Annotated in this window: 16 protein-coding genes; 5 read left to right on the top strand and 11 right to left on the bottom strand. The window is 72.8% G+C overall.

The window, feature by feature from the left end:
• Nucleotides 1-21 precede the first annotated feature (21 nt).
• The 3 genes from GCE86_RS21480 to purN all read right to left on the bottom strand — a co-directional run bounded on the left by GCE86_RS21480 (nucleotide 22) and on the right by purN (nucleotide 2869).
• Nucleotides 22-420, bottom strand: coding sequence for a hypothetical protein (locus GCE86_RS21480; RefSeq protein WP_154228625.1), 399 nt, complete (start codon nucleotides 418-420; stop codon nucleotides 22-24).
• A 260-nt stretch (nucleotides 421-680) separates the two neighbouring features.
• On the bottom strand, nucleotides 681-2252 hold the full coding sequence (gene purH / locus GCE86_RS21485; protein WP_154228626.1) for a bifunctional phosphoribosylaminoimidazolecarboxamide formyltransferase/IMP cyclohydrolase: 1572 nt from the start codon (nucleotides 2250-2252) through the stop codon (nucleotides 681-683).
• Entirely contained in the window at nucleotides 2249-2869 is a 621-nt protein-coding gene (purN, locus tag GCE86_RS21490; protein WP_154228627.1) for a phosphoribosylglycinamide formyltransferase, read from the bottom strand. Before purN ends, purH begins: the two co-directional genes overlap by 4 nt.
• A gap of 211 nt (nucleotides 2870-3080) precedes the next feature.
• On the opposite strand from purN, the gene GCE86_RS21495 reads away from it, so the two are divergent.
• Nucleotides 3081-3668, top strand: coding sequence for a DUF4190 domain-containing protein (locus tag GCE86_RS21495; protein WP_154228628.1), 588 nt, complete (start codon nucleotides 3081-3083; stop codon nucleotides 3666-3668).
• 74 nt (nucleotides 3669-3742) lie between these two features.
• On the opposite strand, the gene GCE86_RS21500 is transcribed toward GCE86_RS21495, so the two are convergent.
• Nucleotides 3743-5035, bottom strand: a complete 1293-nt coding sequence (locus GCE86_RS21500; protein WP_154228629.1) for a cell division protein PerM — start codon at nucleotides 5033-5035, stop codon at nucleotides 3743-3745.
• 159 nt (nucleotides 5036-5194) lie between these two features.
• On the opposite strand from GCE86_RS21500, the gene GCE86_RS21505 reads away from it, so the two are divergent.
• Nucleotides 5195-5464 (top strand): DUF4190 domain-containing protein, encoded by a 270-nt coding sequence (locus GCE86_RS21505; RefSeq protein WP_154228630.1) that lies wholly within the window; start codon nucleotides 5195-5197, stop codon nucleotides 5462-5464.
• Between the two features lie 57 nt (nucleotides 5465-5521).
• On the opposite strand, the gene sucD is transcribed toward GCE86_RS21505, so the two are convergent.
• The 4 genes from sucD to icmB all read right to left on the bottom strand — a co-directional run bounded on the left by sucD (nucleotide 5522) and on the right by icmB (nucleotide 10146).
• Nucleotides 5522-6409 carry a succinate--CoA ligase subunit alpha gene (sucD, locus tag GCE86_RS21510; RefSeq protein WP_154228631.1) on the bottom strand — a complete coding sequence of 296 codons (888 nt, stop codon included), beginning with the start codon at nucleotides 6407-6409 and terminating at the stop codon, nucleotides 5522-5524.
• Nucleotides 6410-6411: 2 nt separating this feature from the next.
• Nucleotides 6412-7590: an ADP-forming succinate--CoA ligase subunit beta gene (sucC, locus tag GCE86_RS21515; protein ID WP_154228632.1), complete on the bottom strand. Its 1179-nt coding sequence runs from the start codon at nucleotides 7588-7590 to the stop codon at nucleotides 6412-6414.
• A gap of 188 nt (nucleotides 7591-7778) precedes the next feature.
• A complete protein-coding gene (locus GCE86_RS21520; protein ID WP_154228633.1) occupies nucleotides 7779-8294 on the bottom strand; it encodes a hypothetical protein in 516 nt (171 codons plus the stop codon).
• 1447 nt (nucleotides 8295-9741) lie between these two features.
• Nucleotides 9742-10146, bottom strand: a complete 405-nt coding sequence (gene icmB, locus GCE86_RS21525; protein WP_091262602.1) for a coenzyme B12-dependent isobutyryl CoA mutase small subunit — start codon at nucleotides 10144-10146, stop codon at nucleotides 9742-9744.
• Between the two features lie 385 nt (nucleotides 10147-10531).
• Here icmB and GCE86_RS21530 point away from each other — a divergent pair, with 385 nt between their 5' ends.
• Together GCE86_RS21530 and GCE86_RS21535 are read left to right on the top strand one after the other, a co-directional pair.
• A complete protein-coding gene (locus GCE86_RS21530; protein WP_154228634.1) occupies nucleotides 10532-11242 on the top strand; it encodes a M23 family metallopeptidase in 711 nt (236 codons plus the stop codon).
• Nucleotides 11243-11492: 250 nt separating this feature from the next.
• Entirely contained in the window at nucleotides 11493-12278 is a 786-nt protein-coding gene (locus GCE86_RS21535) for a M23 family metallopeptidase (protein ID WP_154228635.1), read from the top strand.
• A gap of 61 nt (nucleotides 12279-12339) precedes the next feature.
• Here GCE86_RS21535 and pcrA read toward each other — a convergent pair whose 3' ends face one another.
• Complete coding sequence (pcrA, locus tag GCE86_RS21540; RefSeq protein ID WP_154228636.1) at nucleotides 12340-14793, bottom strand: DNA helicase PcrA; 2454 nt, start codon at nucleotides 14791-14793, stop codon at nucleotides 12340-12342.
• A 289-nt stretch (nucleotides 14794-15082) separates the two neighbouring features.
• Between pcrA and GCE86_RS21545 the strand changes: the two genes are divergently transcribed.
• Nucleotides 15083-15430: a chorismate mutase gene (locus tag GCE86_RS21545; protein ID WP_154228637.1), complete on the top strand. Its 348-nt coding sequence runs from the start codon at nucleotides 15083-15085 to the stop codon at nucleotides 15428-15430.
• Between the two features lie 84 nt (nucleotides 15431-15514).
• On the opposite strand, the gene GCE86_RS21550 is transcribed toward GCE86_RS21545, so the two are convergent.
• Nucleotides 15515-16531 (bottom strand): ABC transporter ATP-binding protein, encoded by a 1017-nt coding sequence (locus GCE86_RS21550; RefSeq protein WP_154228638.1) that lies wholly within the window; start codon nucleotides 16529-16531, stop codon nucleotides 15515-15517.
• Nucleotides 16524-17552: an ABC transporter ATP-binding protein gene (locus GCE86_RS21555; protein ID WP_154230614.1), complete on the bottom strand. Its 1029-nt coding sequence runs from the start codon at nucleotides 17550-17552 to the stop codon at nucleotides 16524-16526. Before GCE86_RS21555 ends, GCE86_RS21550 begins: the two co-directional genes overlap by 8 nt.
• Nucleotides 17553-17559 lie beyond the last annotated feature (7 nt).

The raw sequence follows: 17559 nt of genomic DNA on the forward strand, positions 1-17559 counted from the left end.
GTCCGGCGGAGGCGGGCGGGGTCAGGCGGAGGCCGGTGGGCCGCGGGTGGCCAGGGTGCCGCGTGGCGGCAACGGGAGGGCCGGCTGACCACGGGTGCTCGTGACGGCCACCCGCTCGGGCGTGCCGCCGACCCGCGGGGGCGCGGCCGGAAGGACGTCGTCCGGTCCGTCGCCGACGGTGACACCTGCGCGGTGGTCACCGCAGGGCCCGCCGGCGAACGCCGTCCGCAGCTCCGGCGGAGCGTCGCCGGGCGCGTGGGGGGCGGCGGCGGCACCGTGCTCGCCGACGTGGGCGGCGGCGTGCGCGGCGGTGACCGTCGCGCCGGGCGGATGGTGGTTGGCGCAGCCGGGCGCGCCCAGGCCGGCCAGGACGAACGCCAGCGCGACGACGACGGTGCTCAACCGGTCGACTGCGCGCATGGGCAAACCTGTCCGAGGGGGTGGCCGCTCGAGCGGGCGGCGCGTCGGCCGCGGGGCGGGAGCGAGTCGAGCAGAAACGGGGAGGGTCGATCGCTTGCTGCGGGACAACGCTAGCAACAGCTGTCACAACCCGGCAATGGTGGACAGTCGTCCTTTCGGCTGGTCAGCCGTCCACTCGTGACATCGCTCGAATCAAGGCGGGCACCACATGAAACAGGGGCGCGGCCGGTCGGCCGCGCCCCTGCCGGGTTCGGTGCAGATCAGTGGAAGAAGTGCCGGGTGCCGGTGAGGTACATGGTCACCCCGGCCTCCTTGCAGGCGGCGATGGTCTCCTCGTCGCGGATCGAGCCGCCGGGCTGCACGATGGCCCGGACGCCGGCGTCGATGAGGATCTTCGGGCCGTCGGCGAACGGGAAGAAGGCGTCCGAGGCACAGACCGAGCCGCGGGCCCGCTCGGCGCCGGCCCGGGAGACCGCGAGCTGCGCCGAGTCGACCCGGTTGACCTGGCCCATCCCCACGCCGACCGTGGCGCCGTCCCGCGCCAGGAGGATGGCGTTGCTCTTCACGGCCCGGACCGCCCGCCAGGCGAACGCCAGGTCACGCAGGGTGGCCTCGTCGGCCGCCTCACCGGTGGCCAGCGTCCAGCTCGCCGGGTCGTCGCCCGCGGCGTCGATCTTGTCCCGCATCTGCACCAGCACACCGCCGGTGACCTGCCGCCACTCGGCCGGCAGCGGATCGAACTCCGGGGCCCGCAGCAGGCGGATGTTCTTCTTCGCCCGGAGGACCTCCAGGGCGCCCTCATCGAAGCCGGGCGCCACCAGCACCTCGGTGAAGATCTCCGCGACCTGCCGGGCCAGCTCGACCGAGACCGGCCGGTTGACCGCGATCACCCCGCCGTACGCGGACACCGGGTCGCAGGCGTGCGCCCGGCGGTGCGCCTCGGCCACGTCCGCCCCGACCGCGATGCCGCACGGGTTGGCGTGCTTGATGATCGCCACCGCCGGCTGCTCGGGGAAGTCGTTCGCGGCCCGCCAGGCGGCGTCGGCGTCGACGTAGTTGTTGTAGGACATCTCCTTGCCGTGCAGCTGCTCGGCCTGCGCCAGGCCGGCCGGGCTGGCCGGGTCGGCGTAGAGGGCGGCCGCCTGGTGCGGGTTCTCGCCGTAGCGCAGCACCGCCTGGCGGCGCAGCGCCAGCCCGGCGAACGCGGGCCACCCGTCGGCGGCGGGTGCCAGCTCGCGGGCGAACCACTCGGCGACGGCCACGTCGTAGTCGGCGATGTCGGCGAACGCGCGGGCCGCGAGGGCGCGGCGCTGGGAGAGGGTGAAGCCGCCCTCGGCCAGCGCCTCCCGCAGCGCCGGGTAGGCCGCCGGGTCGGTCACCACGGCCACCGAGGCGTGGTTCTTGGCCGCGGCCCGGACCATCGCCGGACCGCCGATGTCGATCTGCTCGACGCACTCGTCCTGGCTCGCCCCCGAGGCGACCGTGGCCTGGAACGGGTAGAGGTTGGAGACCAGCAGGTCGATGCCGGCGATGCCGTGCTCGTCGAGCTGGGCGGCGTGCGCGTCCTTGCGCAGGTCGGCCAGGAGGCCGCCGTGGATCTTCGGGTGCAGCGTCTTCACCCGGCCGTCGAGGATCTCCGGGAAACCGGTCACCTGCTCGACCGGGGTCACCGGCACGCCCGCCCCGGAGATCGTCGACGCGGTGCTGCCGGTCGAGACGATCTCCACCCCCGCCTCGTGCAGGGCCCGGGCCAGCTCGACCAGCCCGGTCTTGTCGTAGACGCTGACCAGCGCCCGCCGGATCGGGCGGCGCACGTCCTCAGTGGTGCTCACGGCACGGTGACCTTTCTGCCGGTGATCGTCCAACCTTCACGGACCAGCCGACCGACCTGCTCGACGAGCTGGCGCCGCTCGGCGGACTTGATGCGCTCGGTGAGCGTCTCCTCGTCGTCGTCATCCCGCACCGGCACGGCGACCTGGGCGACGATCGGGCCGGTGTCCATCCCGGCGTCGACGAAGAACAGGGTGGCTCCGGTGACCTTGACGCCGTACGCCAGCGCGTCCCGCGGGCCGTGGATGCCGGGGAACGCCGGCAGCAGGGTGTTGTGCGTGTTCAGGTAGCGGTCCCCGAACGCGGCCAGGAACTGCGGGCCGACAAGCTTGAGGAAACCGGCGCTGATGACCAGGTCCGGCCGGTGCTCGGCGACCCGGGCGGTGAGCGCCTTGTCCCAGTCCTCGCGGGTCGGGTGGTCCTTCAGCCGCTCGACGAAGGCCGGCACACCGGCCGCGGCGGCCCGGTCCAGGCCGGCGATCCCGTCGCGGTCGGCGCCCACGGCCACCACCCGGGCCCCGTACGCGGGGTCGGCGGCGGCGTCCAGCAGCGCCTGGAGGTTGCTGCCGGAACCGGAGACGAGGACGACGAGGCGGGCGACGGACGCGGGCTCGGTCACGCGGCAACCCTATCGGGCCGGGCGGGGTGTCCGACGGCTGGGCGGCGGCCGCGCGGGTGATCTCCCTCGTGGCGCCGGCACGATACGCTGCCGTCGCCCGGTGCCGTGCGTACGCCCGGCCCGGTGTCGGCATCGTGACCTCGGTCCCGGGCCCGTCGTGCCGCGGCGTCCCATGGACCGTCGACCCCCCAGTTTGAGGAGCGCTCCGCAGATGCAGCCCGGTTACCCCGGTCAGGACCCCTACGGCCAGCAGCAGCCGAACCAGGACCCGACCTCCCCGCAGTACAACCCGTACGGCCAGCAGCCGCAGGCGCCGCAGTACGGGCAGCAGCCCACCTCGGGCCAGCCGTACGGGCAGGACCCGTACGCCCAGCCGCCACAGGCCCCGCAGTACGGCCAGCAGCCCACCTCCGGCCAGCCGTACGGCCAGCAGCCGAGCTCCGGCCAGCCCTACGGCCAGGACCCGTACGCGCAGCAGCAGCCGTACGGCGCCGCGCCGCAGTACCCGCAGGCCGGCTACCCCACCGGCGGCGGCCAGAACAACACGCTCGGCCTGGTGTCGATGATCCTGGGCATCGCGTCGATCCCGATGGTGTGCTGCCTCTACCTGGGGATCCCGCTCGGCATCGCCGGTGTGGTCACCGGCTACCTGGCCAAGCAGAAGGCGGACCGGGGCGAGGCCAGCAACGCCGGCCAGGCCAAGGTCGGTCTCATCTGCGGCGCGGTCGGCGCCGGTCTGGGCATCCTGCTGCTCATCCTCGCCGTCGTCGCCAACGTGAACCTGCCGACCGAGCCCTGATCATCTCCGGTGGCGGAAGGGGCGTCCCGCGAGCAACGGGGCGCCCCTTCACCGTCTGCGGGCCCGGCGCGGATTCAGCGGGCCGGGGTGCGGGTGAGGGTGCGGCCGGCGGCGGCGCCGAGGAGTGCGCCGACGGCGACCACCAGCGTGGCCACGCCCGCCACCAGCCAGGGCGACGGGCCGATCTCGGCCAGCCGGCCGCCGCCGAGCGGACCGCCGGAGGCCGCCGCGGCCAGGCCGAGCAGCAGCCCGGCGACCGGACCGGCGAGCGCCGCCGGGACGAGCAGGGTGGACCACCCGACCGGGGCGCGGTCGTCGGCCGCGAGCCGCAGCAGCCGCCGGGCCAGCAGCCAGCCGGCCGCCATGGCGGCCAGCACGGGCACCGCGAGCAGCGCGGCGCCCAGCCCGTCCACCGGGCCACGCGGCAGGCCGGCCAGCAAGGGTACGGCCGGCAGCGCGCCGACGGACACCTCGCTGGTCCGCACGGCGGTGTCGGTGCCCACGGCGAACCCGGGCCCGAGCAGGTAACTCGCCGACCAGACGGTGGCGTTCGGCGCGTAGGCGAGGCTCACCAGGGTGATGCCCGCCTGACCGGCCACCCCCGTCCGGTACGCCCCGATCATGTCGGCCGCGTCGCCGCCTCCGGTGGCCACGGCCAGCCCGGCCGCACCGGCGCCCGCCCCGAGCAGCAGCAGGACGGCGACCAGCCCGGTGCGCACGCCGTCACGCAGCGCCGCCGGGGAACGGCGGGTCAGCAGGACCCAGACACCGGTGGTCCGCAGCGCACCGGCCAGGGCCGCGAGCCCACCGAGGACCGCGAAGGTCAGCCCGGCCCGGACCGGGGACACCCGCAGCCCGCCCACGCCGACCGCGAGCGCGGCGAGGGTGCCGAGCACCCCGTACGCGAGGCCGACCGCGACCGCGACGGTGAGCGCCCGGCCCGGCGAGCGCCGGCCCCGCGCGCCGATGGCGCGGCTCACGTGGACCCCGGCGCGGGTGAGCCGCCAGACGGCGAGCGCGGTCAGGGCGAGCGGCGCCAGGCCGAGCGGCCCGGCGGAGGTCTCCAGCGGCACGCCGTGCCCGAGCAGCCAGCCGACCAGCCCGGCGCGGAGCGCGCCGGGCACCGAGCCGGCGTCCTCGCTGAGCTGGGCCAGGCCGAGCACCACGGAGACCGGCAGCCACGACGTCACGGCGGCCCAGAGGGCGGCCACCCCGGCGGCGACGGGCAGCGGGGCCCGGCCGCGCGGCGGCTCCCCCGACCGGGGTGCGGGCACCCGCGGCGCCGGCCCGGCACGGCGGGTCGGCCGGGTGTCGGCGGCGACCTCGGCGGCGGGCTGGCGAGGCTGGTCAGGGGTGACGCGTGACATCGGCTCTACTCTGGCATGCCGCGCGGGTGACGGCAGTCCGATACCGCCCCGGGGCCACGGCGAGTTCCCTGATCCACCGGCTCGGCGGCCCGGATCCGGTTTAGCCTCGGCCCAGGACGCGACCTTTCCTGTCGCGGCACCGACCGCTCGGAGGAAGCCGTGAACGCTCCGTATCCGCCGCCCCCGCCGCCACCGGCCGCCGGCCGGGACCGGACCACACTCTGGGGCATCCTGGGGATCGTCACGGGCCTGCTCTGCTGCGGCATCCTCGGCATCGTCTTCGGCTACCTGTCGATCCGGGACGCGAAGCGCTTCGGCAAGTCCCCGCTGCTCGGCTGGCTGGCCATCGCGTTCGGCGTCATCAACCTCATCGCCAGCGCCATCATCCGGTCCCGGGGCAACTACTACTCCCCCTACTGGTACCGGTAGGAAGCGTGAGGGGGCCGACCGGACGCGGTCGACCCCCTCGGCACGTCACGGGACCGCTCAGCGGCCGGACATGATCTCCCGCATCAGCTTGGCGGTCTCGGTCGGGGTCTTGCCGACCTTCACGCCGACCGCCTCCAGCGCCGCCTTCTTCGCGTCGGCGGTGCCCGCCGAGCCGGAGATGATGGCGCCGGCGTGGCCCATGGTCTTGCCGGGCGGGGCGGTGAAGCCGGCGATGTAGCCGACCACCGGCTTGGTGACGTTGGCCTTGATGAACTCGGCCGCCCGCTCCTCGGCGTCGCCGCCGATCTCACCGATCATGACGATCGCCTCGGTCTCCGGGTCCGCCTCGAAGGCGGCCAGGGCGTCGATGTGGGTGGTGCCGATGATCGGGTCACCGCCGATGCCGACGCAGGTGGAGAAGCCGATGTCCCGCAGCTCGTACATCATCTGGTAGGTCAGCGTGCCGCTCTTGCTGACCAGGCCGATCCGGCCGGAGCCGGTGATGTCGGCCGGGATGATGCCGGCGTTGGAGGCGCCCGGCGAGGCGATGCCCGGGCAGTTCGGGCCGATGATCCGGGTCCGCTCACCCTTGGCCACGTTGTACGCCCAGAACGCGGCGGTGTCGTGCACCGGCACGCCCTCGGTGATCACCACGGCCAGGTCGATGCCGGCGTCGATCGCCTCGACCACCGCGGCCTTGGTGAACTGCGGCGGCACGAAGATGACGGTGACGTCAGCCCCGGTCTCCTTCATGGCGTCCGCCACGGACGCGAAGACCGGCAGCTCGGTGCCGTCGAAGTCGACCTTCTGGCCCGCCTTGCGCGGGTTGACGCCGCCGACGACGTTGGTGCCGGCGGCGAGCATCCGCCGGGTGTGCTTGGAACCCTCGGAACCGGTCATCCCCTGCACGATGACCTTGGAGTCCTTGGTCAGCCAGATAGCCATTGTCAGACCCCCGCAGCTGCCAGCTCGGCGGCCCGCTCGGCCGCGCCGTCCATGGTGTCGACCCGCTGGATCAGCGGGTTGTTCGCGCCGTCGAGGATCGCCCGACCGGCCTCGGCGTTGTTGCCGTCGAGGCGGACGACGAGCGGCTTGGTGGCCTTCTCGCCGCGCTGCTCGAGCAGCGCCAGCGCCTGCACGATGCCGTTGGCGACCGCGTCGCACGCGGTGATGCCGCCGAAGACGTTGACGAAGACGCTCTTCACCGACGGGTCGGAGAGGACGATCTCCAGGCCGTTCGCCATGACCTCGGCGCTCGCGCCGCCGCCGATGTCGAGGAAGTTGGCCGGCTTGACGCCGCCGTGCCGCTCACCGGCGTACGCGACCACGTCGAGCGTGGACATGACCAGGCCCGCGCCGTTGCCGATGATGCCGACCTCGCCGTCGAGCTTGACGTAGTTGAGGTCCTTCTCCTTGGCGGCCTGCTCCAGCGGGTCCACCGACGCCTGGTCGACCAGGGCCTCGTGGTCCGGGTGCCGGAACGCGGCGTTCTCGTCGAGGGTGACCTTGGCGTCCAGCAGCAGCAGCTTGCCGTCCTTGGTCGTGGCCAGCGGGTTCACCTCGACCAGCGTGGCGTCCTCGGCGACGAACGCCTGCCACAGCTTGACCGCGACCTCGACCACCTGGTCGGCGACCTGGGCCGGGAAGCCGGCCGCGCTCACGATCTCGCGCGCCTTGGCCTCGTCCACGCCGGTGTTGGCGTCGATCGGGGCCTTGACGACCTTCTCGGGGGTGTCGGCGGCGACCTGCTCGATGTCCATGCCGCCGGCCACGCTGGCGATGCAGAGGAAGGTGCGGTTCGCCCGGTCGAGCAGGTACGAGAAGTAGTACTCCTCGGCCACGTCCGCGGTCACGGTGATCATGACCTTGTGGACCGTGTGACCCTTGATGTCCATGCCGAGGATGTCGGTGGCGCGGGCCACCGTCTCCTCCGCGCCCTCGGCCAGCTTCACGCCGCCGGCCTTGCCGCGGCCGCCGACCTTCACCTGCGCCTTGACGACCACCCGGCCGCCGAGGCGCTCGGCGATCGCGCGGGCCTCCTCCGGGGTAGTGGCGACGCCGCCGGCGAGCACGGGCAAGCCGTGCCGCTCGAACAGGTCCCGCCCCTGGTACTCGTACAGGTCCACGATTGCGCGTCCCGTCCCGTCTCCGCGGCGCGCCGTCGCGCCGCCACCAGCGTTGGAAAATCAGTTTGACGCCTGTCATCAGATGAGACAGGCCATTTGCCGCAGCCTAACGAGATGGGAACCGGCGGCAACCGAGCGGGTGCACGGTGTGCGGTAATGCACAGCCACCTCTGTCTGGCGCGCCCGGCTCAGCCCACCCGGCAGCGACCGGCCACGTACCCGACCACCGCTCGCATGATCTCGTCCTCGCTCCGGTCGGCGTGGTTCACTGTGGCGGTGAAGCCGGTGCCGAAGAACGCCTGCTGCATTCCCGAGTCGAGGGCGGTGAACGCGCCGAGCCCGCTGCCCACCCGCGGGTCCCGCGGCTTCACGCAGAGCACCTTCTCCAGCCCCCAGCGCCGCACGTAGACCCGCTCGACCGCCTCCCACGGCAGCCAGATCGCCTGCCCTCGGGTCGGCCGCGTCTTGATCCACAGCCCGGCCGGCCCGAGCGCGAGCACCGGGCCGCCGGAGGAGACCAGCCAGAGCTGGAGGCCGATCGGCACGGCGAAGACCAGCATCACGACGGGAACGATGAGGAGCAGCCCGGCGCCACCGTTCTCGGACGACGCGGCGAGACCGATCGGGCAGGCGATCACCAGGCCGACCGCCAGGGTCACCAGCCCGAGCGTCAGCGCGCGCTTGCGCAGACTCGGTCGGACCACGTACGGCTGGTCCTCCGGAATCCGCTTCGCGGTCGGCGCCACCGGCGGCCGCGCCGGCCCGGGGTGATACGCCTGCGGCCAGCCCGGCGCCGGCTGCTGGTACGGAGCGTGCTGCTGGTACGCACCGGGCCAACCGGGCGCCGGCTGCTGCGGGGCAGGCGGGTACTGCGGCGCAGGCTGGTGCTGCGGCGCAGGCTGATGCTGCGGCCCGGGCTGGTGCTGCGGCGCGGGGGGCTGGTGCTGCGGCGCGGGGGGCTGGTGCTGCGGCGCGGGGGGCTGGTGCTGCGGCGCGGGGGGCCGATGCTGGGCGGCCTGGTGCTGTGGAGCCGGCCAACCGGGCTGACCATGCTGCTGGGGTGCGGTCCAACCGTGGGCGGGTTGCTGCGCGGGCCACGCCTCGCCGGGTGGCTGCGCGGGCCATGCCTCGCCGGGTGGCTGCGCGGGCCACGCCTCGCCGGGTGGCTGCGCTGGCCACCCCGGGGGCGGCGGGGGCTGGCCACCGGCGGGGTCGGGCTGCGGGTACGACGGCTGGGTCACGGCGGGCTCCCGGCGAGGTCGGGCTGGGGGTACGGCGGCTGGGTCACGGCGGGCTCGTCGACCGCGGGACGCGGTCCGGGCAGGCACACCCTACGACCCGCGCGCGGGGGCGCGAGGCCCCGCCGGAATCGGCCCGTCAGGGCGTCCGGGATGCGGGTTGTCAGCCGTCCGGGGGATGTTGCAGAACAGGCGTAACCCCCTGTTGAGGGCGTCGTTGAGTCTGATGTCGGAGCGCTGGTAAGGCGCGACGACGGGAGCGGCCGATGCCCTGTCGGTCGAGGGGTGGCGGCGGGGCATCGTGCATAGAGGGGCCGGACGTGTGAGGGGTGCGTCCGGCCCCTCCCCCTGTCCGGACACCGCCGATCGCCGCCACAACGCCGATCTGGCCGCAACCCGGCCGCCACGACACCGCCACCTCGGCGAGCCGGCGAACCCGAACGTCGACGTCGGACCGGCCGAGCGCCGTCCCAGCCATCGGACCCGTCGTGGCCCCGAAATCAATCGCAGATCCTGGCCTACTTGCCGGCCGCGACCTGAGCCACCGCCTCGCACCGCTTACAACCCTGATGACGTGGACGAGTCACGCCTGAATCGCCCGCAGCCCGCAGCCCGCAGCACCGCACTGGACGACTCACGCCTAGATCGCCCGCAGCTCGCAGCTCGCAGCTCGCAGCGAGTCATCCGCGACGTCAGCTCGAAAGGCTCCCACGAAGAGCCACCCGCTCCGATCCGTCCACGTCATCAAGCTCCTAGGCACCGACCGCACCCCGCGGAACCGCCGACGCCGTCCACCACCCGAGTTGATCAAGAGGTTTGCGTCGGGAGAGGGCACGTTCCTGACGCAAACTTCTTGATCAACCATGTGGGGGGTGCGGGCGGGCCAGTCCCGATGCCGGCGGCGACCCGTAGGTCAGGCGACCGGCTGGGCGACGTTCTCGCGGACCCAGTCCACGATCGACTGAGTGGTGGCGCCGGGGGTGAAGATCTTGGCGACGCCGAGCCGCTGGAGTTCCGGGATGTCGGCGTCCGGGATGATGCCGCCGCCGAAGACCACGATGTCGGCCGCGTCGCGCTCGGCGAGCAGCTCGAGGACCCGCTTGAAGAGCGTCATGTGCGCGCCGGAGAGGACCGAGAGCCCGACTGCGTCGGCGTCCTCCTGGATCGCGGTCTCCACGATCTGCTCCGGGGTCTGGTGCAGGCCGGTGTAGATGACCTCCATGCCTGCGTCACGCAGGGCACGGGCGACGACCTTCGCGCCCCGGTCGTGGCCGTCCAGGCCGGGCTTCGCGACGACGACCCGGATACGAGAGCTCATCAGCGCACACCTTTCACGGCTCCGGCACTCCTGACCTGAACGAACGGTAACCCGACCTGCCCGGGGCCGGAAACCCGGGCTGCGTCTTACCGTCCGGCCCCGCGCGCGGGAAGCCGGACACCTCCGCCGAACGGTCACTGTCCGCGACGATCAGGCGGTTGTCGGGCCACCCGACCGGTGGCACGAGCTATGACAAGAGCGGACGGAAACGGACAGAAAGAAACCCCAATTCGGCGCTTCGGCTTGTGACAGGAGTGGCGGTTGGCTAACGTGTCCACGGTTGTCATCAGGTCCACGGACGGGTGACGACGCGACACCGGAGGTTCGACCGAGCTTCACCGAACGGTCCGGAGTCGCATCGGATCCCCGACAACGGAGGGTGTGCGTGCGCCAGCGCCTGTCGTCTGAGCCCGATAGATATCGCGGCCGCCGCCGCGTACCCACCCCCCCGCGGAGCCGCTACGCCGCGGTCGTGACCACCGCCTTCGTGGGAGCCGGCATCGTCGCCCTCGGCGCGAACGCCCTCCCCGACGCCAAGAGCGTCAGCCCGTCGGTCCTCGACGAGCTCAAGCAGGCCTCGATCACCAGCCAGGACGCCGCGGCCCGGGCCAAGAGCGACGACCGCGCCACCCGTGACGAGCGCGCCGGCAAGTCCGCCACCGAGCAGGACACCTGGCTGCTCCCCCTGCACGGCTACGACTTCCAGTCGCCCTACGGCATGCGCTGGGGCAAGCTGCACACCGGCATCGACCTGGTCGCCCCGGAGGGCACGCCCTACCAGGCGATCCACGACGGCCAGGTCACCAAGGCCGGCTGGTTCGGCGGCTACGGCTACGCGGTGATCGTCAAGCACGCGGACGGCAGCGAGGCCATCTACGGCCACTCCTCGGCCGTGACCGTCAAGGAGGGGCAGCAGGTGAAGGCGGGCCAGCAGCTCGGCCTGGTCGGCAACACCGGGCACTCCTACGGTTCGCACCTGCACCTGGAGATCCATGTCAACGGCCAGCCGCTGGACCCGGTGCCGTGGCTGCAGGACCGCGGAGTGGACATCCAGCTCGAAGTCGAGGCAATCTACAGCGAGGTAGCCGCTTCCTGACGCTACGCATCGCCCGTTGACCGCCCGGATCAGTCGATCCGGGCGGTTTCGTCTGGGGCGAAGTCTGCTGGGTCACAACCACGAATGTGGCCGGAGCCACAGCCCCGCATGATCCTTTTCGGCAGCAAACCGCCCAGCCCGGCGGAAACCCGGGCAGGGGCCGTCACGCGCCCCGCCGGTCCTCCCGAACCCCGTACCCGCCCCCAGCCCGGCCGACACCAGTATTTCGAGGTCACGTGCCCCTCGACTGATGAAGGTTTCCGTGCAGGAAGACAGCTCCATCCAGAACGAGAACACCCCGGACATCGCTCCCGCCCGGCACCGGCGCCAGCGCCCGGTCCGGCGTACCGCATATTTCGTCGTCGGCGCGGTGGCCCTGCTGGGCCTCGGCGTCGGCGGCGTCTCCGTCGCCACCACCGACCACGGTGCCCCGACCCCCGCCGCCGTCGACTTCGACGCCCAGGCGCGCGCTGAGGCCGCCGCCCGCGCCGATCGCTCGGCCCGCGAGTCGCCCGCCCCGGTCACCCCCTCGGCCACTGCGTCGCCGAGCCCGACCGCGAGCCCGACGCCGACGCCGACGCCGACGAAGACCGCACCGGCCAAGCCGAAGCCGAAGAAGACCACCAAGCCGAAGCCGGCCTGGGTCATCCCCATGAAGGGCGCCGGCATCACCTCCTGCTACGGGCAGCGGTGGGGCACCCTGCACGCCGGCATCGACTTCGCCATGCCGGCGGGCACGCCCATCCACGCCGCCGCGGCGGGCACGGTGGTCAAGGCCGGCGACGTCGGCGACGGGTACGGCAACTCGGTCTTCATCGACCACGCCAACGGCTACCTGACCCACTACGCCCACCAGAGCCGGCTGATCGTCAGCGTCGGCGACAAGGTGAAGGCCGGTCAGGTCATCGGCTACGAGGGCGCCACCGGCGACGCCACCGGCCCGCACCTGCACTTCGAGGTGCACAAGGGCGCCATGTGGAACCAGATCGACCCGGCGCCGTTCCTGCGCGCCCGGGGCATCGACGTGGCCTGCTGACGGGCCACGGCACGAGGGAGGGGCCCGGTCCGGCGCGTCGCCGGGCCGGGCCTCACTCGGCTCAGAGCTTGTCGATCGGGGCGTGCCGGAGGACCAGCCACATGGTCTGGTCGCCGAAGTCGATCTGCGCCCGGGCGCCCGGGCCCTGCCCCTCCACCGCGAGCACCCGGCCGAGGCCGTAGCGCTGGTGGTTGACCCGGTCGCCAACCGAGACCTTGGGCGCCTGCTTCAGCTCGCTCGCGGTGGCCAGCCGGCTGGCGTCCACCCCGAGCCGCTTGGCGAGCTGGGTCGCCTTGGGCGTGCCCCCGGTGAAGCCGCCGCGCCCGCCGGGCGCGCGGTCCGCCCGGCCGCCGACGCCGCCGCCCCCACCGCCCCACGAGGTGTACGCCCCCTCGGTGCGCTCCCAGCGGACCAGCTCGGTCGGCAGCTCCTCGAGGAACCGCGACGGCGGGTTGTAGGCCGGCGCGCCCCAGGCCGAGCGGGTGACCGCCCGGGACAGGTAGAGGCGCTGCCGGGCGCGGGTGATGCCCACGTAGGCCAGTCGCCGCTCCTCCTCCAGCTCGCGCGTGTCGCCGAGCGAGCGCAGGTGCGGGAAGACGCCGTCCTCCAGGCCGCTCAGGAACACCACCGGGAACTCCAGGCCCTTGGCGGTGTGCAGGGTCATGAGGGTCACCACGCCCTGGTGGTCCGGGTCGTCGGCGGGGATCTGGTCAGCGTCGGCGACGAGCGCCACCTGCTCCAGGAAACCGGCCAGGGTGGCCCGCTCGTCCTCCTCGCCCAGCGCCTCGATCCGCTCGGTGTACTCCCGGGCGACGCTGACCAGTTCCTGGAGGTTGTCCACGCGGCCGGCGTCCTGCGGGTCGAGGCTCTCCTCCAGCTCGGCCAGGTAGCCCGAGCGGGTCAGCAGGGCCTCCAGCACCTCCTCGGGGGTGCCGGTGGCGGCCAGCTCGCGCGCCTCGTCGAGCAGCGCGACGAACTCGGCGATGCCGTTGGCGGCCCGGGTGGAGATCCCCGGGGCGTCCTTGGCCCGGCGCAGCGCCGCGCCGAACGAGATCCGGTCACGGCCGGACAGCGCCTCCACGCACGCCTCGGCGCGCTCGCCGATGCCCCGGCGCGGGGTGTTGAGGATCCGGCGCAGGCTGACCGTGTCGTCGTCGTTGACCACCGCGCGCAGGTAGGCCAGCGCGTCACGGACCTCCTTGCGCTCGTAGAAGCGCACCCCGCCGACCACCTTGTAGGGCAGGCCGACCCGGATGAACACCTCCTCGAAGACGCGGGACATGGCATTGGTGCGGTAGAAGACCGCCACGTCGCCGGGGCGGGTCTCGCCGGCGTCGACCAGCCGGTCGATCTCCCGGGCCACCCAGTCCGCCTCGGCGTGCTCGGTGTCGGCCACGTAGCCGACGATCTGCTCCCCGGCCCCGGCGTCGCTCCAGAGCCGCTTGGGCTTGCGGGAGGTGTTCCGGTCGATCACCGCGTTGGCGGCGTTGAGGATGGTCTGGGTGGAGCGGTAGTTCTGCTCCAGCAGGATCGTCCGGGCGTCGGTGAAGTCGCGCTCGAACTCCAGGATGTTGCGGATGGTGGCGCCACGGAACGCGTAGATCGACTGGTCGGCGTCACCGACCACGCAGAGCTCGGCCGGCGGGACACCCTCGGTGCCGGAGACCAGCTCCTTGATCAGCACGTACTGGGCGTGGTTGGTGTCCTGGTACTCGTCGACCAGCACGTGCCGGAACCGCCGCCGGTAGCTCTCCGCGACGTGCGGGTGCGACTGGAGCAGGTGCACCGTCGCCATGATCAGGTCGTCGAAGTCCAGCGCGTGCGCCTCGCGCAGCCGCCGCTGGTAGAGCGTGTAGGCCTCGGCCAGCGCCCGCTCGTTGGGGCCCTTGGCGCGGCCGGCGAACTCCTCCGGGTCGACCAGCTCGTTCTTCAGGTTGGAGACCTGGGCGGCCAGGCCGCGCGCCGGGTGACGCTTCGGGTCCAGGTCCAGCTCGCGGGCGACCAGCTGCATGAGCCGCCGGGAGTCGTCGGCGTCGTAGATCGAGAAGGTGGACTTCAGGCCCGCGTGCTCGTGCTCGGCGCGCAGGATCCGGACGCAGGCCGAGTGGAAGGTCGAGACCCACATCAACCGGGCGCGCGGGCCGACCAGGGCGGCGACCCGCTCCTTCATCTCACCGGCGGCCTTGTTGGTGAAGGTGATCGCGATGATCTCGCCGGGGTGCACGTCCCGCGCGGCGAGCAGGTAGGCGATCCGGTTGGTCAGCACCCGGGTCTTGCCGGAGCCGGCGCCGGCCACGATGAGCAGCGGCGACCCGGAATGGGTGACCGCGTCCCGCTGGGGGCCGTTCAGGCCGTCGAGGAGGGCCTGCGGATCCGGCCGGGCAGACGGTCTCGGGTCACGGCGCGGCGCCGAGGCCGAGGCCGAATTGTGGCCGCCGGCCGCGCGGGAGTCGGGCCGGTGCGCCGGGCGCTCCGGCGCGGGCGGGGACGCGGGGATGTCGAAGAGAGGATGCATCGCACCGGAAGTCTATGCCGACGGCCGGACACTTCCCGCCCGCGCGGCCCGACGGGACGGCGGCGTCACGTCCCACCTGTTGGCGGGTTTCCTTGCGCGGGCGGCACCCGGCTCGGCATACTCGACGGCGTGTTCGGTCAGCGCTTCTACTTTTACTACGGCACCGGGAGTCCGGCAGCCGTAGGTCGCGCCTGATCACAGACCTACGAAAAGCCCCGGGCTCCTGGAGCCCGGGGCTTTTCCGTCCCGGGATCCGGGTACCGGGCCCGAGACCCCGAGGGGTACGACGATGATGACTGACGTGGTGGACGGCAGCGCGGCGCCGCACGACCGGCCCGCCGGCGGTGACCCGACCGGGGCCGCGGCGGCACGGACCGGCACCGGCGACTCGGCGGCGGCCGAGCGGATCAGCGAGATCCGGGAGCGGATCGACGAGATCGACCGCACCATCATCGCGCTCTGGCAGGAGCGGGCCGCGCTCTCACAGGAGGTCGGGGCCACCCGGATGGCCTCCGGCGGCACCCGGCTGGTGCTCTCCCGGGAGCGGGAGATCCTGGAGCGGTTCCGCCAGGCGCTCGGCGCCGACGGCACCCAGCTCGCGCTCCTGCTGCTGCGCGCCGGCCGCGGACCGCTGTGACCCTCGCCGGCGGGGCGGCGGCCGCCGGATACGACGAACCGCCTGCCGGCGTCCAGTTGACGCCGGCAGGCGGTCCGGGGTGGATCAGGCCGCGTCGTGGGTGGCGACGATCTCCCGCTTCTCCGCGAAGTGGCAGGCGCTCGGGTGGTCCGAGCCCCGCCGGATCTGGAGCAGCGGCGCCTCCTGGGCGCAGACGTCCTGCGCCTTCCAGCACCGGGTGCGGAACCGGCAGCCCGAGGGCGGGCTGACCGGCGAGGGGACGTCACCCTGGAGCCGGATGATCGCCTTGCTCTCCCGCACGGTCGGGTCCGGCACCGGCACCGCCGACAGCAGCGCCTGGGTGTACGGGTGGGTCGGCCGCTCGTAGATCTCGTCCTCGGTGCCGACCTCCACCATCTTGCCCAGGTACATGACGGCGACCCGGTCGGACAGGTGGCGCACGACCGACAGGTCGTGGGCGATGAAGACGTACGAGAGACCGAACTCGGCCTGGAGCTTCTCCAGCAGGTTCATGACCTGCGCCTGGATCGACACGTCCAGGGCCGACACCGGCTCGTCGCAGACGATGACCTCGGGCCGCAGGGCCAGCGCCCGGGCGATGCCGATGCGCTGCCGCTGGCCGCCGGAGAACTGGTGCGGGTACCGGTTGATGTGCTCCGGGTTGAGGCCGACCAGGTCGAGCAGCTCCTTGACCTTGTCCCGGCGGGACCGCCGCGGAGCCACCTCGGGGTGGATCTCGAACGGCTCGCCGATCAGGTCGCCGACCGTCATGCGCGGGTTCAGCGAGGTGTACGGGTCCTGCATCACCAGCTGGATCTGCCGGCGCAGGCGCCGCAGCGCCCCGCCGGAGAGCTTGGAGATGTCCTGGCCCTTGTAGAGCACCTGGCCGGCGGTCGGCTTCTCCAGGTTCATCAGCACCCGGGCGAGCGTCGACTTGCCGCAGCCGGACTCACCGACCACGCCGAGGGTCTCGCCGGCCTTCAGGTCGAAGGAGACGCCGTCGACCGCCTTGACGTGACCGATGGTCTTCTTGAACACCACACCCCGGGTCACGGGGTAGTGCTTGACCAGGTCACGGACCTCGATGATGTTCTCAGTCACGGTTCACGAGCTCCTCGGCGAAGTGGCAGGCGCTGGCCCGGCCGCGGCCCAACTGCAGCAGCGGGGGCACCTTCTCCCGGCACACCGGCTGCGCCATGGGGCAGCGCGGGTTGAAGGCGCAGCCCGGCGGGATGTTCATCAGGTTCGGCGGGAGGCCCTTGATGGTGCGGAGCTCCTGCCCCTTCTCGTCCATCCGCGGGATCGAGTTGAGCAGGCCGAGGGTGTACGGGTGCGCCGGCTTGGCGTACAGGTCGTACACGTCGGCTTCCTCGACGATCCGGCCGGCGTACATGACCGCGATCCGGTCCGCGACGTCGGCGACCACGCCGAGGTCGTGGGTGATCAGGATCATGCCCATCTGCCGCTCCCGCTGGAGCTCGCCGAGCAGGTCCATGATCTGGGCCTGCACGGTCACGTCCAGCGCGGTGGTCGGCTCGTCGGCGATCAGCACCTCGGGGTCGAGCGCCAGCGACATGGCGATCATGGCGCGCTGCCGCATACCACCCGAGAACTGGTGCGGGTAGTTGCTGTACCGACCCTTGGCGTTCGGGATCTTCACCTGGTCGAGCATCTCGATCGCGCGCTTCTTGGCGTCCGAGCGGCTCATGCCGCGCCGGATGCGGAACTGCTCGGCGATCTGGAAGCCGACGGTGAAAACCGGGTTGAGGGCGGAGAGCGAGTCCTGGAAGATCATCGCAATGCCTTCACCCCGGATCCGACGCCGCTGCTCGGAGGACATCTTGAGCATGTCCTTGCCGTGGAAGCGGACCTGGCCTCCGGTGACGAAGCCGGGCGGGGTGTCGAGGATGCCCATGATGGTCTGCGCGGTGACGCTCTTGCCGGAGCCGGACTCGCCGAGCACGGCGAGGGTCTCCCCCGCGTCGACGTGGTACGTCACCCCGTTGATGACCTTGGCGACACCGTCCCGGGTGCGGAACTCCACCCGCAGGCCGTCGACCTCGAGCAGGCGGCCCGAGGGGCGGCCGGATCCGTCGGCGCCCGGCGCGGACTGCTCGGACACGAGAATG

This window comes from Micromonospora terminaliae, assembly GCF_009671205.1.
GTDB classification, from domain to species: Bacteria; Actinomycetota; Actinomycetes; order Mycobacteriales; family Micromonosporaceae; genus Micromonospora; species Micromonospora terminaliae.